Origin of the sequence: Streptomyces boetiae (genome assembly GCF_031845405.1) — a bacterium.
Classification (GTDB): domain Bacteria; phylum Actinomycetota; class Actinomycetes; order Streptomycetales; family Streptomycetaceae; genus Streptomyces; species Streptomyces boetiae.
Genome location: NZ_JAVREN010000036.1, coordinates 36,709 through 51,774, shown reverse-complemented (window position 1 = coordinate 51,774; position 15,066 = coordinate 36,709). Strand labels below are relative to the sequence as shown.

The window sequence follows — 15,066 nt, the reverse complement described above, 5'->3', positions numbered from 1 at the left end:
GACTAGCGAGGCGCCGCCCCGCGCCGCCTCGCTAGTCCGCCTTGATGGCGGCCAGCATGTTCAGCCGGGCCGCACGGCGGGCCGGCCACAGGGCGGCCAGCACGCCCACCAGGCCCGCCAGGGCCAGGAAGACCGCCATCCGGCCCCAGGGCAGCACCAGCTCGTAGGTGGAGATGACGTCGGAGAGCAGCTCGCCCACGGCCCAGCCGAAGAAGACGCCGAGCCCGACTCCGAGCACCCCGCCGAAGAGCGCGATGACCACCGACTCCAGCCGGACCATCCGCTTGGTGGCCCGCCGGTCCAGGCCGATCGCGCGCAGCATCCCGATCTCCTGGCGGCGCTCGAAGACCGACATCGCCAGGGTGTTGATCACCCCGAGCACCGCGACGATCACCGCCATCGCCAGCAGGCCGTAGAGCAGGTTGAGCATCAGCGTGAACATGAAGGCGATGTCCTCGGAGATGTCCTCCCGGTCCTGCACCTGCACCGCCGGGTTGTCGCCCAGCGCGGCCTCGAGGCGCTCCCGCGTGGCGTCCCCCGCGCCGCCCTCGGTGCGCAGCATCACCTGCATGTCGGTGACGCGGTCCATGTGCGGCTCCAGCGTGGCGGCGTCCATCATGATCCCGCTGATCATCATGTTGCCCTCGTAGAGCCCGGAGACCGTCAGCTCGCCGGCCGTCCCGTCCTCGTACGTCACCGGGAAGCTGTCGCCCACCGACCAGCCGAAGTCCTCGGCTGTGTCGGTGTCCACCACCGCCCGGTCCCCGGCCAGGCCCTCGAAGGAGCCGGCCGTGAAGTCCAGGTCCGTCAGCTCGCCGATGGAACGGCCGTTGACGCCCACCAGGTCCATCGGGTCGGGGTCGCCGGCCACCAGGGCGGGCGACATCCGCAGGCCCGTGATCGCGGTGACGCCCGGCTGCCCGGCGAGGATCGACTCGACCTCGGGGGAGAGCGGCGCGAAGTTGGCCATCGAGACCACGTAGTCGGCGCGCAGCGACTCCGTCGCCATCCGGTCGATGCTGCGGGCCATCGAGTCCGCGATGACGGTGATGCCGGTGATCAGCGTCAGGCCGATCATCAGCGCCGAGGCGGTCGCGGCGGTGCGGCGCGGGTTGCGGACCGCGTTCAGCCGCGCCAGCCGGCCCGAGACCCCGCCCAGGCGCAGCAGCGGCGCGGCGGCGGCGATGACCGGGCGGGAGAGCAGCGGGGTGAGGACGAAGACGCCGATCACCAGCAGCGCCGCGCCCAGGCCCATCGTGGCGCCGCGGTTGTCGTCCGCGCCGATCCCGGCCAGCACCAGCGCGCCGCCGCCGGCCGAGATGACCGCGCCGATGGCGTTGCGCACCAGCAGGCCGCGGGCGGTGGGCGCGGCGTGGATGCTGCTCATCGCCGCCACGGGCGGGATCTTGGCGGCCCGGCGGGCGGGCAGGTAGGCGGCGAGCATGGTCACGACCACGCCGACGACCACGGAGGCGATGACCGCGCTGGCGGGGATCAGCAGCGGGCCCTCGGGGATGGTGATGTCCAGCGAGCCCATCAGGGAGCGCAGGCCCGCGGCGATCCCGATGCCGCTGGCGAAGCCGGCCAGCCCGGCGACCGTGCCGACCACCAGGGCCTCGATCAGCACCGAACGCGTCACCTGGCGCCGGCTCGCGCCCACCGCCCGGAGCAGGGCCAGCTCCCGGGTGCGCTGGGCGACCAGCATGGTGAAGGTGTTGGCGATGATGAAGACGCCGACGAACAGCGATATCCCGGCGAAGGCCAGCAGCGCGGTCCGCATGCCGCTGGTGGCCTGCTCGATGCTCTCGGCCTGGTCGGCGGCCAGCCGCTCGCCCGTGATGGCCTCGGCGTCCCCGGGGATCAGCGGGGCGACGGCCTCGCGCAGCGCCTCCTGGCTGGTGCCGGGCGCGGCCTGGAGCGTGATCTGGGTGTACTCGCCGGGCGCGGTCCACAGCTCCTGCGCGGTGGCGGTGTCGAAGAGGACCAGCGAGCCGCCGGCGGCCACGGCCCCGTCGTCGGTGGTGAAGACGCCGGTGATGGTCTCCTCGCGGACGGGCCCGTCCACCGAGACGCGGGCGGTGTCGCCCACCCGGTACCCGGTGCGTTCGGCCGTCTCGGAGTCGATGGCGATCTCCCCGGCCCGCTCGGGGGCCCGGCCCTCGGCCATGGGGTAACGCACGTCCTGGGCGCCGCCGTCGGGGCCCGCGTAGTAGTTGGCTCCCGTGGTGTCCCAGCCGGCGCCGACCAGGTCGCCGTCCTGGTCGGCGAGCGCCGCGAACCCGGAGACGGCGCCGGTGGCGGAGGCGACGCCGGGCAGCGCGGCCACCTCGTCCAGCAGCTCCTGCGGGAGGTTCGCGGCGTCGCCCGGGGAGGCCTCGGCGGCCTCGCTGTCGTTGTCCGGCCTCACCGCCACGTCTACGTGGGTCAGGCCCTCCTCCGAACTGCGCTGGAACGCCTCGGAGACGGTGGAGGTGAAGACGAGCGTGCCCGAGACGAAGGCGACGCCGAGCAGGACGGCCAGGGTGGTCATCAGCAGCCTGGCCTTGTGCGCGAGCACATTGCGCAGGGCGGTTCGGAACATGGCGGTATCCATCGCGGTGGTGGCGGGCCCCTGCGGGGCGCCCGGCCGGGGCGGGAAGGCGGAAGTCGAGAAGCCCGGAAAGGCCCGGGGCGATCGGGAGATTCCGGATCAATCGGGCGTCGAACGGGCGGGCGGCACCGGGGTGTCGGCGCGGAGGCGGTCGTGCCCCGGCGCTCAGCCCCGGCGTGCGGCGTGCTAGCTGGTGCGCCCCTTCGCGTCGAAGCGCTTCATGTGCTCCAGTACGCGCTCGGCGGTCGGCTCGGGCATGTCGTCCACGACCCGGCCGTCGGCCAGGAAGACGACGCGGTCGGCGTAGGCGGCGGCGACGGGGTCGTGGGTGACCATCACCACGGTCTGGCCCAGCTCCCGCACGGAGTTGCGCAGGAAGCCCAGGACCTCGGCGCCGGCGCGGGAGTCGAGGTTGCCGGTGGGCTCGTCCCCGAAGATGATGTCCGGCCGTCCGGCCAGCGCGCGGGCGACGGCGACGCGCTGCTGCTGGCCGCCGGAGAGCTGGGCGGGGCGGTGCTTGAGGCGGTCCGCGAGGCCGACGGTGGCGATGACGCGCTCCAGCCACTCCTTGTCCGGCTTGCGGCCCGCGATGTCCATCGGGAGGGTGATGTTCTCCAGGGCGTTCAGGGTCGGCAGCAGGTTGAACGCCTGGAAGATGAAGCCGATCCGGTCCCGGCGCAGGCGGGTCAGCTTCTTGTCGCTGAGGCCGGTCAGCTCCGTGTCGCCGATCCGGGCGGACCCGGAGGAGACCGTGTCGAGCCCGGCCATGCAGTGCATCAGGGTCGACTTGCCCGAGCCCGAGGGGCCCATGATCGCGGTGTACTCGGCCTGCCGGAACTCGACCGAGACCTGGTCGAGCGCGATGACGCGGGTCTCGCCCTCGCCGTAGACCTTGCTCAGGTCCGTGGCCTTGGCGGCCACCGCGGCGGTCGCGCTGGCGTGGGGCTGGGCGACGAAGGTGGACACTGCTACTCCTGTCGGGCTGCGGGATTGCGGGCCGTGCGAACGCCCCCGGGTCCCGCGGACGGGGCGGGAAGGCAGGGCGGTGCGTATGCCGTCCATGGTGGTCCGCGGGGGTGCCCGGAGGGATCCCTCCCCGTGCCGGTTCGGTGGAGTTCTCCAGAGGTACGCGTGCCGGTCGCCCGTCATACCTGAGGATGAGGGAAGCCCTGAGTACCTAAGAGGTGGCAGAGGGTTGATTTGCGTCAACCTTCGAACCTTCCACCCGGGCGCCGGCCTCGCCGAAGCGGCCCGTGACCGGGCCGTCGCTGCCTGATGCCGCCTCAGCGGCTCATAAAATCAGACAACATCGGTATGAGGCACCGGTGTTCAGCCGATCACGCCGGATAAGCTCGGAGGAGACACTGGCGCGCACGCGCCCGGTACGGCTTGGGATCTGTGCCCGGATGGTGGAATGCAGACACGGTGAGCTTAAAACTCGCTGGCCTTCGGGCCGTGCCGGTTCAAGTCCGGCTCCGGGCACCCCAGAGCGCCGACCAGTGACCATCAGGAACGTTCTTCAGGAGCCGGGCGCGGCACGCGCGGCCGGCTCCTCCTCGCGCCCGCCCGCCGGGCCCGCCTGAGGGGCGGGAAGGCCCGCGAGCAGGACCGCCCGCATCGTCGCCCAGTCCGCGCGGGCGGCGTCGGCGTGCAGGGGGTCGAGCAGGACCGTGCCCCGCATCGTGGCCAGGGCCGTCAGGACGAAGCCGCGCAGCTCGCCCGAGGCGGCCCGCTCGGGTGCCAGCCCGGCGGCCAGGTCCAGGACGAGGTCCGTGACGGAGACGGTCAGGCCCGCCACGTGCGGGGCCAGCCCGGGGTCGGTCCGGGACGCGGTGGCCAGTTCGAGGTAGGCGATCAGCGGGGGCGTGTTGTGGATCTCCCACAGCAGGTCGAGGCCGGCGGCCAGCCGCTCGCGTTCGCCCCCCGTCGGCCGGGGGCGGGAGGCGATCTGGGCGGCGAGTTCGGCCGCGAGCCGGTGCAGCGCGGCGACGGCGAGCCCGGCCCGGTCGGGGAAGTGGTGCTGCAGGGCGCCCTGGCTCATTCCCGCCCGCTGGGCGATCAGCCGCGTCGTGGCCCCCGACCAGCCCACCTCCACCAGCAGCTCCAGCGTGGCGCTCATGATCGCCTGGCGCGCCGCGGCCGTTCGCTCGGCCTGGGTGCGCCGCCGGGGAGGCTGCCGCCTCCCCTCGCCCGGCCCCGCCATGCGCCTCTCCCAAGATCCTCGGCCCTGCTCGCCCGCCCGCTCAGGGTAGTGACCGCCGAGTCCCAGATTACAGGTCGGATGACTTGTAAGTCGCCTGACCGGTGCATAGCATCCCCCGAGTCGCAACGGATGTCGTGCGCGGTCGTGCGCAGTCGCGTGGGAGGAGCCGAAGGTGAAGGACTTCCGGGGAAGGACGGCGGTGGTGACCGGCGCCGGCTCGGGCATCGGCCGGGCGCTGGCCCTGCGCCTGACCGCCGAGGGCGCCCGTCTCGCGCTGAGCGACTGGAACGCCGCGGGCCTGGCCGAGACCGCGGAGCTGTGCGCCGCGGCGGGCGAGCGCCCGCACACCCGGGTGCTCGACGTGCGCGACCGCGCCGCCGTCCACGCCTGGGCCGAGGAGGTCGCCGAACACTTCGGCACGGTCGACCTGGTCGTCAACAACGCGGGCATCACCGTCTTCGGCACGGTCGAGGAGTCCCCCTACGAGGACATCGAGCGTGTGATGGACGTCGACTTCTGGGGCGTCGTCCACGGCACCAAGGCCTTCCTGCCGCACCTCATCGCCTCGGGCGACGGCCACCTCGTCAACGTCTCCAGCGTCTTCGGCCTCTTCGGCGTCCCCACCCAGAGCTCCTACAACGCGGCCAAGTTCGCCGTGCGCGGCTTCACCGAGGCCCTGCGCCAGGAGATGCTGACCGCCGGCCACCCCGTCGGCGTCACCTGCGTGCACCCCGGCGGCGTCCGCACCGACATCGTCAACAACGCGACCGCCGGCAACGGCGCGGACCTCTCGGGCATCGCGCGGACCTTCGAGCGGCGCCTCACCCGCACCTCCGCCGACCAGGCCGCGCGCATCATCCTGCGCGGGGTGACCGCCCGCCGCGCCCGGGTCCTCGTCGGCCCCGACGCCGTCGCTCTCGACCTCCTCGTCCGCGCCCTGGGCTCCGCCTACCAGCGGCCGTTCGCCGCGGTCAGCCGCCGGTTCACCGCCTCGCTGAGCGCGGCCAGGACCCGCCGCGGGCGTAAGGCGTCGGTCTGACGGCGCGCCGCCGTGCTTCCGCCCGCCCGGCGGGGGTACGGGAGGGGTGACCGCGGCGGGGCGGGCGGAACAAACCCTCCCGCTCGCTCGTTTCTACGAGCGCACTGCCGTGCGGTCTTTGCTTACGCATTACCCTGGTAGCCGAAGCCGTGCCGTGCGGCCATGGAGGAGTGAGATGAGGAGCAGCAACCCGGTCTTCACGCGTCGGGGGTTCAGTCGGGACGGCGGCTACGCCGGCTTCAACGCCGGCCCGCAGCCGCAGACCGGGACCAACCCCTACGCCGGGAGCCCGACCAACCCCTACGCCCAGCCCGGGAACCCTTACGCGCAGCCCGGCGTCGTGCCCCCCGGAGCGCCCCCGCGCTCCGGCGTGATGACGATCGACAGCGTCGTCTCCCGCACCGCGCTCACCCTGGGCGCCGTGGTCGCCGCCGCGACGGTGGCCTGGGTCACGGACATGCCGATCGGCCTCGGCGTCCTCTTCGCGCTCGTCGCGATGGGTCTCGGCCTGTGGCAGTCCTTCAAGCGCGAGGCCTCGCCCGCGCTGATCCTCTCCTACGCGGTGTTCGAGGGACTCTTCCTGGGCGCCATCAGCAACGCCATCAACGAGCGCGCGTCCGGCGCCGCCATGCAGGCCGTCATCGGCACCATGGCCGTCTTCGCCGGCGTGCTGTTCATGTACAAGCAGCGGATCATCCGGGTCACCAAGCGGTTCACGCAGTTCGTGCTGGCCGCGGCGGTCGGCTTTGTCCTGCTGGCCATGGTCAACCTGGTCGTCGCCATGATCGGCGGGGGCAACGGCCTGGGCCTGCGCGACGGCGGCCTCGGGATCGTCTTCGGGCTGATCGGCGTCGTGCTCGGCGCCTGCTTCCTGGCCCTGGACTTCAAGATGGTCGAGGACGGCGTCGCGTACGGCGTCCCGGAGAAGGAGTCGTGGCTGGCCGCGTTCGGCCTGACCCTGACCCTGGTCTGGATCTACCTGGAGTTCCTGCGGCTGATCGCGATCCTCCAGGGCGAGTGAGACCGGCTGCGCCGCGCCCGACGCACGGACGAGGGGCCCCCGCCATCCGGCGGGGGCCCGCGTCGTTCCGCCCCCGGCCTCACGGCCCGCGCGGACGGCCCCTCGCGCGACCCGTCCCGGCACGGGCGCGGTGGTTCGCGAGTCCGGGAGGGCAGGTGCGGGCCGGGCGTCGGGACGCCCGGGGCCGGTGCCCGCGCGTTTCGTCCCCCGGACTCAGAAGTCCGTCGCCGAGGACAGCAGGGCCAGGGCCGTCGTCAGGGCGGCCCTGGCCGCCGCGGGGTCGGGGGCGTGGCGGATGGCGTGGGCCAGGTCGTGGCCGGCGACGGCGAGCTGGTCGCCGGTGACGAAGACGCCGTCGTCGGGCAGCTCCCGGGGCGGCGCCGCGGGGTTCTCCAGGAGCTGGGCGCGGCGGGCGAGTTCGCGGGCCAGGTCGAGGCCGGCCGTGGCCGCCCCGCGGCGCAGCCGGCTCTCGGGGAGGCGGCGGAGGCGGTCGGCCGCCGCGTCCACGGCCGCCTCCAGCGTTGCCGCGTCGGGCATGCTCACTCGCTCCGGAAGGTCGAGGTGACGACGCGGTCGGCCAGCAGGTAGACGCTGTCCCGGCCGCAGGAGAACGTCAGCGCGTACGCGCCCGAGACGCCCGAGCCGCCCATGAGGAACGGCGGCTCCCCGTCCCGCACGGCCGCCGCCAGCCGCGCCGCGGCCTCCTGGTGGCTGGGCGAGAGGCACAGCGTCGTGCCGTCCGCGAAGAGGAAGACGTCCAGCGTGCCGAGCGGGCCGGGCCGGACGTCGGCCAGCGGCGTGCGGGCCTCCGCGAGCCGCGCCAGCCGGTCCGCCGTGCGGCGCTGCTCCTCGGCCTGGCCGGGCGCCGGGGCGGCCGAGGGCTCGGGCCCGCGCCCGGCCGGCTCGCCGGAGAGCGTGAAGCCCGGGTGGGAGGGGTGGCGCCGCCGGGCCGCGGCCAGCTCGGCGGACTCCCCGCCCTCCTCGCCCGCGTCCTCGGGCTCGTGGGCCGAGCCCTCGGCCTCCTCGGAGGGCTGCCGGGGCACGAAGGCCGCGCCCTCGCGCGGCCCGGCGAGCTGCCCGGAGTCGCTGAGCAGGTACCGCTCCAGCATGGCGTCCAGCAGCTCCTCGTCGGCCTCCGCGACCTCGTAGCCCAGGCCGCCGCGTCCGGCCAGCAGGGCGCCTGGCCCGTCGCCGTCCCGGGCGTCCTGCTCGGCCCAGTACGCGCGGGCCTCGGCCAGCTCGCGCTCGCGCTCCTCCGCCAGGGCCTGGGCCACGGCGGAGCGGATCTCCTCGGCGGGCGCCTGCCGGGCCGGGGGCACGGCGGCCCGGCCGGTCAGCTCGCGGCGCAGTGCGGTCAGCTCGCCCCGCAGGCCGCGGGCGGTGTGCAGGGCCGCTGCGCCCAGGGCGACGGCGGTGCCTGTGGTCACCAGCAGGATGACGGATATGGCGCTCACGGACTCGCTCCCAGTGCTCTCGGTCCCTGACTTCTTATCTCAGGTTTCCGGGGCGCGGCCACGCCGTGCAGTGCAAAACGTCATGAAAACGACATCAAAGGACAGGACTTTGGTCCGGAAAGCCCCCCGCTCACCCGCTCTGACCTGCGGGTTCACGGGAGGCTCCGGCGTGCATCACATCCCGGGTCCGCTTCGATATCGCGTCGGTATACGGGGTGTTCGGGATCACACGCGCCCCAGGAGCCTCACCGGCACCTGGGAGAACGCGTGTCACGGGAAGGGACGGTGGCCCCTCGCCTCAGGAGAGCCGCTCGATGATCATGGCCATGCCCTGGCCGCCGCCGACGCACATGGTCTCCAGGCCGAACTGCTTGTCGTGCCACTGGAGGGAGTTGATCAGCGTGCCGGTGATCCGGGCGCCGGTCATCCCGAAGGGGTGGCCCACCGCGATGGCCCCGCCGTTGACGTTGAGCCGGTCCACGTCCAGGCCAAGGTCGCGGTAGGAGGGGATCACCTGCGCGGCGAACGCCTCGTTGATCTCGGCCAGGTCGATGTCCCCGATGCTCATCCCGGCCAGCGCCAGGGCCCGCTCGGTGGCGGCCACGGGGCCGTAGCCCATGATCTCGGGGGAGAGGGCCGAGACGCCGGTGGAGACGACGCGGGCCAGCGGCGTGATGCCCAGCTCGCGGGCCTTGACGTCCGACATGATCACCAGCGCGGCGGCGCCGTCGTTGAGCGGACAGCAGTTGGCCGCCGTGACCCGGCCGTCGGGGCGGAAGACCGGCTTCAGGCCCGCCACGCCCTCCATCGTGACCCCAGGGCGCGGGCCGTCGTCCGCCGAGACCACCGTGCCGTCCGGCGTGGTGACGGGCGTGATCTCGCGCTGCCAGAAGCCGTCCGCGAGCGCCTTCTCGGCGAGGTTCTGCGAGCGGACGCCGAACTCGTCCATCTCGGCGCGGGTGACGCCCTTCAGGCGCGCGAGGTTCTCCGCGGTCTGGCCCATGGCGATGTAGACGTCGGGCAGCTCGCCCTGCGCGCGCGGGTCCTCCCACTCCGCGCCCTCCTGCTCGGCGCGGGCGGCGGTGCGCGCCTCGGCGTCCGCGAACAGGGGGTTGTGGGTGCCCGGCATGTTGTCCGAGGTGCCGTTGACCGCGCGGGAGACCATCTCCACGCCCGCGGAGATGAACACGTCGCCCTCGCCCGCCTTGATGGCGTGGAAGGCCATCCGCGTGGTCTGCAGCGAGGAGGCGCAGTACCGGGTGACCGTGGCGCCGGGCAGGGTGTCCAGGCCGAGCTGCACCGCGACGACGCGAGCCAGGTTGTGCCCCTGCTCGCCGCCGGGCATGCCGCAGCCGAGCAGCAGGTCGTCGATCTGCGCCGGGTCGAGCTGCGGCACCTTCTCCAGCGCCGTGCGCACGATGGTGGTGGTCAGGTCGTCGGGGCGGACGTCCTTGAGCGAGCCCTTGAAGGCGCGCCCGATGGGGGAGCGGGCGGCGGAGACGATCACTGCTTCGGGCATCGGGACCTCCAGGCGGCTGCTGACACGGATACCCGAAGCGAAGTTACCCTCAGGTAGCCTCCGGTGTCACCTGCCGGGACACGTGATCCGCGTCCCGCTCCGGCAGCAGCAGCCTACGGCGGCGCAGCCGCAGCCGCGCCCAGGGCGTGCGCCGCCCGCCCCCCGCACCCCCCGGAAGGCCCTCGGCCGCGCTGACCTCCGTGCCCTCCCGCGCCGCGGCCCGCGCCGCCGCGTCCGCCACCGGCAGCACCCGCTCCCGCCGCCGCGGCAGCCCCGGGCGTTCCTCCGCCGGCCAGGCCCCGACCGCGTCGCACACCGTGGGCAGCAGCGCCATCGCCGCCGTCGCGTACCCATCCGCCGAGGGGTGGTAGCGGTCCGGCCCGAACAGCTCGCGCGGGTGGGCGGCGAACTCCGGCCCCAGCAGCGCGCCCAGCGACACCGTCCGCCCGCCCAGCTCCACCACCGCGATCGTCTGCGCCGCCGCCAGCCGCCGGCACAGCCGCCGCGCGATCCACCGCAGCGGCTGCCCCACCGGCTCCACCGACCCCAGGTCCGGGCAGGTGCCCACCACCACCTCGCACCCGGCCGTCCGCAGCCGCGCCACCGCCTCCGCCAGGTACTTCACGGAGCGCGCCGGCGGGACGCGCCCGGTGATGTCGTTCGCCCCCACGACGATCACGCACACGTCCGGCACCGGCGCGCGGCCCGGCTCGGTCAGGAGCAACGACACCTGCCGCTCCAGATCGGCCGAACCCGCTCCCGAGAGCGCCACGTTGTGCAGCTCCACCGGCCGCTCCGAGACCGCCGCAAGCCCCGAGGCCAGCAGCGCCCCCGGCGTCTGCGCGGCCCGGCGCACCCCGAGACCCGCGGCGGTCGAGTCCCCCAGCAGCGCCAGCCGCCACGGCGGCCCCGGGCGGGCCGCGAAGTCCTGGCCGTAGATGCCCTCCGCCGAGGGCGCCTCCTCGTGCCGCCCGCCGTCCCTCACCCGCCGCCGGGCGCACTTCACCTCGGTGAGGACCAGGCCCGCCGCGGCCCCGCCCAGCAGGCCGATCCCCCCGCCCCCGTACGCCGCCGCGGTCGCGATCCTGCGTGCCACCCTCGCGCTCGCCATGTCGTTTCGCTCCCGCTTCGTCCGTGCTGTCCCTTCGCTTGTGTGCTGCCCACCCCGCCCGCCCCCGCAACGCCCGCGCCCCGCCTGTCCCCCGACTAGGGTGGCGTGCGGAGGGCGGAGGAACCCGCCCCTGACGTGCGGAGAACCAGGTGCAGTATCACGAGTCGATGATCGAACTGGTCGGCAACACCCCGCTGGTGAGGCTGTCCGCGGTGACGGCGGGCATCCAGGCGACCGTGCTGGCCAAGATGGAGTACTTCAACCCCGGTGGCTCCGTGAAGGACCGCATCGCGCTGCGGATGATCGAGGCGGCCGAGGAGTCCGGCGAGCTGCGCCCCGGCGGCGTCATCGTCGAGCCGACCTCGGGCAACACCGGCGTCGGCCTGGCCATCGTGGCCCAGCGCAAGGGCTACCGCTGCGTCTTCGTCTGCCCCGACAAGGTGTCCACCGACAAGATCAACACCCTGCGCGCGTACGGCGCCGAGGTCGTGGTCTGCCCCACCGCCGTGGACCCCGAGCACCCCGACTCGTACTACAACGTCTCCGACCGCCTGGTGCGCGAGACCCCCGGCGCCTGGAAGCCCGACCAGTACAGCAACCCGCACAACCCCCGCTCCCACTACGAGACCACAGGCCCCGAGCTGTGGAAGCAGACCGAGGGCCGGATCACCCACTTCGTCGCGGGCGTCGGCACCGGCGGCACCATCACCGGCACCGGCCGCTACCTCAAGGAGGTCAGCGGCGGCCGGGTCCGGGTGATCGGCGCCGACCCGGAGGGCTCGGTGTACTCCGGCGGCAGCGGCCGTCCCTATCTCGTCGAGGGCGTGGGCGAGGACTTCTGGCCCGAGGCCTACGACCGCGGCGTGGCCGACGAGATCGTGGCCGTCTCCGACAAGGACTCCTTCCGTATGACCCGCCGCCTGGCCCGCGAGGAGGGCATGCTCGTGGGCGGCTCCTGCGGCATGGCCGTCGTCGGCGCGCTGCGCGTGGCCCGGCGCCTGGGCCCGGAGGACGTGGTCGTGGTCCTGCTGCCGGACGGCGGGCGCGGCTACCTCAGCAAGATCTTCAACGACGAGTGGATGGCCGACTACGGCTTCCTCGCGGGCGGCGAGCCCGCCACCCGGGTCGCCGACGTGCTGCGCCGCAAGGAGGGAGGCCTGCCCTCGCTGGTCCACATGCACCCCGGCGAGACGGTCGGGCAGGCCATCGACGTGCTGCGCGAGTACGGCGTCTCGCAGATGCCGGTGGTCAAGCCGGGGGCCGGGCACCCGGACGTGATGGCCGCCGAGATCGTCGGCTCGGTGGTCGAACGCGAGCTGCTGGACGCCCTGTTCACCGAGCGGGCCGCGCTGGACCACCCGCTGGAGCGGCACATGAGCCCGCCACTGCCGCACGTCGGCTCCGGGGAGCCGGTGGGCGACCTGATGGCCGTCCTGGAGGGCGCGGACGCGGCCGTGGTCCTCGTGGACGGCAAGCCGGCCGGGGTGGTCAGCCGCCAGGACCTGCTGGCGTTCCTCGCCCGCGAGGATTAGGGGCGGCGGGCGTGGCCAACGGCCGCGGCGGGCGCCACGGAACGGCCGCGGCGGGGGCCGCGCGAAGGCACGGCGGGCCCGGTGCGGGACCCCGGGCAACGGATCCCGAAGTGTCACGGCCGGGCAACGCCTCGTTAACACCGGTCCGGCAGAGTTCTGGATGTCGGCACCAAGGACCTCCGGAGCGGCTCCCGGACCTCCCTGGTCGCCCGGATGCGAGGCCCCGACCCGGCCCGCGTCCCCGCGGGGACCGCCGTCGTCCCGCCCCTGGCGTTACCGCCGGGGTGCGGCGGTCCCCGCCAACTTCCTCCCGGCCCGAGGGCCGGTCCCGTGGGCGGCTCCCGCCCCGGAAGCCTTTCCCGCCGGGCCCGGCGCCAGTCCTCCGGCCCCGGGTCCCGAGGGCTCAGTCCCAGTCGTCGCGCTTGCGGTCCGGGTCCCGCTGGATCACGATGTGCCGCGCGGCGTAGCAGGCGTTGACGCCCACGATGCCGCCCCAGCACACCAGCAGGCCCGCGAGGTTGGTCTGTACCGCGGCGATGGCGGACAGCGGGATGGCCAGCACCAGCGACAGCGCCGCCAGGCCGAAGGCCGCGCCCGGCCCCTGCACGCCCTCGCCGCCCCCGGCCGGGGGCCGGCCGCCGCGCGCGACGACCATCTGGTGCTCGGCGAGCTGGCGGCGGACCCGCTTGTCCACCGTGGCGGCGATGCGCTGCTCGACCTTCTCCAAAAACGACTCCACCAGCTCGGGCTCATACGTCTCGCCCAGTTCCCTGCGGGTCTGCACGGCGGCGTCGAGGTCCTTGCGCAGATCGGTGTCGCGGGCGAGGTCGGAATCACGGCCACTCGTCATGGCGCCCACCGTAAGGCCACGCGGCCCGTGCGGCACGGGGGATAGCCCCCCTATCGCCCCGGCGGCGGACCCCTCCCGCGCCGCCCCCGCCTCAGCAGTCGCCGCCGTACTCCGCGACCAGCTCCGCCGTGCTCTGGGGTCGCCGCAGCACGGTGAACGCCACGCTTCCGTCCCCGCCGACCCCTGTCACCGCGTTCTCCCCCAGGCTTCTCCCCCGAACTCCTCCCCCGGACTCCGTCTGGGAGGTGCCCTTAGGGGGGACCCCCACGGGGGTGCCCCCATCTCCGCCCGCGCGGCCCAGTGCGGGCGTCGTCACCGTCCGCGGCCCGGCAGCCGCGCTGGGGGTACCTGCCTCCCCCGGGCTTCGCCCGGGGGGACCCCCACGCGGGGGAGCGTCGCTCACCGTGTAGCCGAGGACGCCGGGGCGCGGGAGGGCGTTGTAGCCGAAGGGCGTGGAGAAGTAGTACGCGCCCGTGTCCAGCAGGGCGACCAGGTCGCCGGGGGACAGCAGCGGCAGGGGGCGTTCGCGGGCCACCAGGTCGCCCGCGAAGCAGCAGGGGCCCGCCACGTCCTGGGGCACGGGCGGCCCCGACAGCGGGCGGCCGTCCGGGCCGTAGGCGGCCAGCCGCAGGGGCCAGGAGGCGGGCGCGAACACCGTGCGCACCGCGACCTGTGCCCCGGCGTGCGTGACGGCGATCGCGCGCCCGCCCGCCGACTTGGTGTACTCCACGCGCGCCAGGACCGCCCCGGCCTTCGCCAGCAGCGACCGCCCGAACTCGGTGACCAGCCCGTACCTCCCGTCGAACAGCCCCGGCACCCGGGCGCGCAGCACCCCCGCGTACTCCGCGAAGGAGGGGGAGACCTCCTCGGAGGCGAAGTTGACCGGCAGCCCGCCGCCGATGTCGAGCGTGTCCACCTGCCGTCCCCCCGGCGCCCCCGCGTTGATCTCCTCGGCCAGCTCCCACAGGGCGGCCACGCCCGCCGCCATCCGCTCCAGCGGGACGCCCTGGGAGCCGGTGTGGCAGTGCAGGCGGGTCAGCCACGGCCGTTCCCGGTAGGCGCGCAGCACCCACTCGCGCGCCCCCGGGTCGCGCAGCGGCACCCCGAACTTCGAGGTGGCCGTCGCCGTGCTCATCGCGTCGATCGCGCCTCCGCCGACCTGGGGGTTCACCCGGATCCCGAACGCCCCGCCCCGGCCCTCGCCCCCGGCGAGCAGCGCGTCGAGGCGGGCCAGCTCCTGCGGGTTGTCGACGTTCAGGGCAACGCCCAGGGCCACCGCCTCGCGCAGCTCGGCCGCCGTCTTGGCGGGCGAGTCCAGCACGATCCGCTGCGGGGCCACGCCTGCGGCGCGGGCCAGCGCCAGCTCCCCGGGGCTGGCCACCTCGCAGCCGATCCCGAGCCCGTCCAGCAGCCGCAGCACGGGCACGAGCGACCCGGCCTTGACGGCGAAGGTGTGCAGGACGGGCGTCCCCGGCGCGGCCACGGCCTCGAACGCCTCCCGCAGCGCGCGGGCGGCCTCCCGCACCCCGTCCAGGTCGAGCAGCGCGACCAGCGGCCGTTCGTCGGTGAGCAGGCCCCGGCGCAGGGCCGCGCGGACGGCCAGGTCGCGGCGGGCGGCGGGGCCGGCGGGCTCGGTCTCGGTGGGCACCATGCACCCCAGCGAAGCACGCCGCCCCCCGGCGCGGCACGGCCCGCGGCGGACCGGCCCGGAACGCCCGGCTGTCGGCCCCCGATGATCAGCCCTATC

General features: G+C 74.6%; 12 protein-coding genes and 1 tRNA gene. 4 read left to right on the top strand and 9 right to left on the bottom strand.

Annotated features, from left to right (window positions below; genetic code table 11):
• Positions 1-31: 31 nt before the first annotated feature.
• Positions 32-2,581, bottom strand: a complete 2,550-nt coding sequence (locus tag RM780_RS20960) for an ABC transporter permease (RefSeq protein WP_311632367.1) — start codon at positions 2,579-2,581, stop codon at positions 32-34.
• Between the two features lie 195 nt (positions 2,582-2,776).
• On the bottom strand, positions 2,777-3,556 hold the full coding sequence (locus RM780_RS20955) for an ABC transporter ATP-binding protein (protein WP_311632366.1): 780 nt from the start codon (positions 3,554-3,556) through the stop codon (positions 2,777-2,779).
• Positions 3,557-3,990: 434 nt separating this feature from the next.
• On the opposite strand from RM780_RS20955, the gene RM780_RS20950 reads away from it, so the two are divergent.
• Positions 3,991-4,072 (top strand) — tRNA-Leu (locus RM780_RS20950).
• Between the two features lie 37 nt (positions 4,073-4,109).
• Here RM780_RS20950 and RM780_RS20945 read toward each other — a convergent pair.
• Positions 4,110-4,709, bottom strand: coding sequence for a TetR/AcrR family transcriptional regulator (locus RM780_RS20945; RefSeq protein WP_311632365.1), 600 nt, complete (start codon positions 4,707-4,709; stop codon positions 4,110-4,112).
• A gap of 256 nt (positions 4,710-4,965) precedes the next feature.
• Here RM780_RS20945 and RM780_RS20940 point away from each other — a divergent pair, with 256 nt between their 5' ends.
• The gene (locus RM780_RS20940; RefSeq protein ID WP_311632364.1) at positions 4,966-5,832 is read left to right on the top strand and encodes an SDR family NAD(P)-dependent oxidoreductase; all 867 of its coding nucleotides are present in this window, start codon (positions 4,966-4,968) and stop codon (positions 5,830-5,832) included.
• A gap of 175 nt (positions 5,833-6,007) precedes the next feature.
• Positions 6,008-6,853 (top strand): Bax inhibitor-1/YccA family protein, encoded by an 846-nt coding sequence (locus RM780_RS20935; protein ID WP_311632363.1) that lies wholly within the window; start codon positions 6,008-6,010, stop codon positions 6,851-6,853.
• Between the two features lie 213 nt (positions 6,854-7,066).
• Here the strand turns inward: RM780_RS20935 and RM780_RS20930 are convergent, their stop codons facing one another.
• From RM780_RS20930 to RM780_RS20915, 4 genes are all read right to left on the bottom strand, one after another.
• Entirely contained in the window at positions 7,067-7,390 is a 324-nt protein-coding gene (locus tag RM780_RS20930; RefSeq protein ID WP_311632362.1) for a hypothetical protein, read from the bottom strand.
• Between the two features lie 2 nt (positions 7,391-7,392).
• Positions 7,393-8,307, bottom strand: coding sequence for a hypothetical protein (locus RM780_RS20925; RefSeq protein WP_311632361.1), 915 nt, complete (start codon positions 8,305-8,307; stop codon positions 7,393-7,395).
• A gap of 298 nt (positions 8,308-8,605) precedes the next feature.
• Positions 8,606-9,826 carry an acetyl-CoA C-acetyltransferase gene (locus RM780_RS20920; RefSeq protein WP_311632360.1) on the bottom strand — a complete coding sequence of 407 codons (1,221 nt, stop codon included), beginning with the start codon at positions 9,824-9,826 and terminating at the stop codon, positions 8,606-8,608.
• Positions 9,827-9,875: 49 nt separating this feature from the next.
• The gene (locus RM780_RS20915; RefSeq protein WP_311632359.1) at positions 9,876-10,937 is read right to left on the bottom strand and encodes an SGNH/GDSL hydrolase family protein; all 1,062 of its coding nucleotides are present in this window, start codon (positions 10,935-10,937) and stop codon (positions 9,876-9,878) included.
• Positions 10,938-11,086: 149 nt separating this feature from the next.
• Between RM780_RS20915 and RM780_RS20910 the strand changes: the two genes are divergently transcribed.
• Complete coding sequence (locus tag RM780_RS20910) at positions 11,087-12,469, top strand: cystathionine beta-synthase (protein ID WP_311632358.1); 1,383 nt, start codon at positions 11,087-11,089, stop codon at positions 12,467-12,469.
• Positions 12,470-12,872: 403 nt separating this feature from the next.
• On the opposite strand, the gene RM780_RS20905 is transcribed toward RM780_RS20910, so the two are convergent.
• Together RM780_RS20905 and RM780_RS20900 are read right to left on the bottom strand one after the other, a co-directional pair.
• Positions 12,873-13,319, bottom strand: coding sequence for a hypothetical protein (locus RM780_RS20905; RefSeq protein ID WP_311632357.1), 447 nt, complete (start codon positions 13,317-13,319; stop codon positions 12,873-12,875).
• Between the two features lie 91 nt (positions 13,320-13,410).
• Entirely contained in the window at positions 13,411-14,970 is a 1,560-nt protein-coding gene (locus RM780_RS20900) for a type III PLP-dependent enzyme domain-containing protein (protein ID WP_311632356.1), read from the bottom strand.
• Between the last annotated feature and the right edge of the window lie 96 nt (positions 14,971-15,066).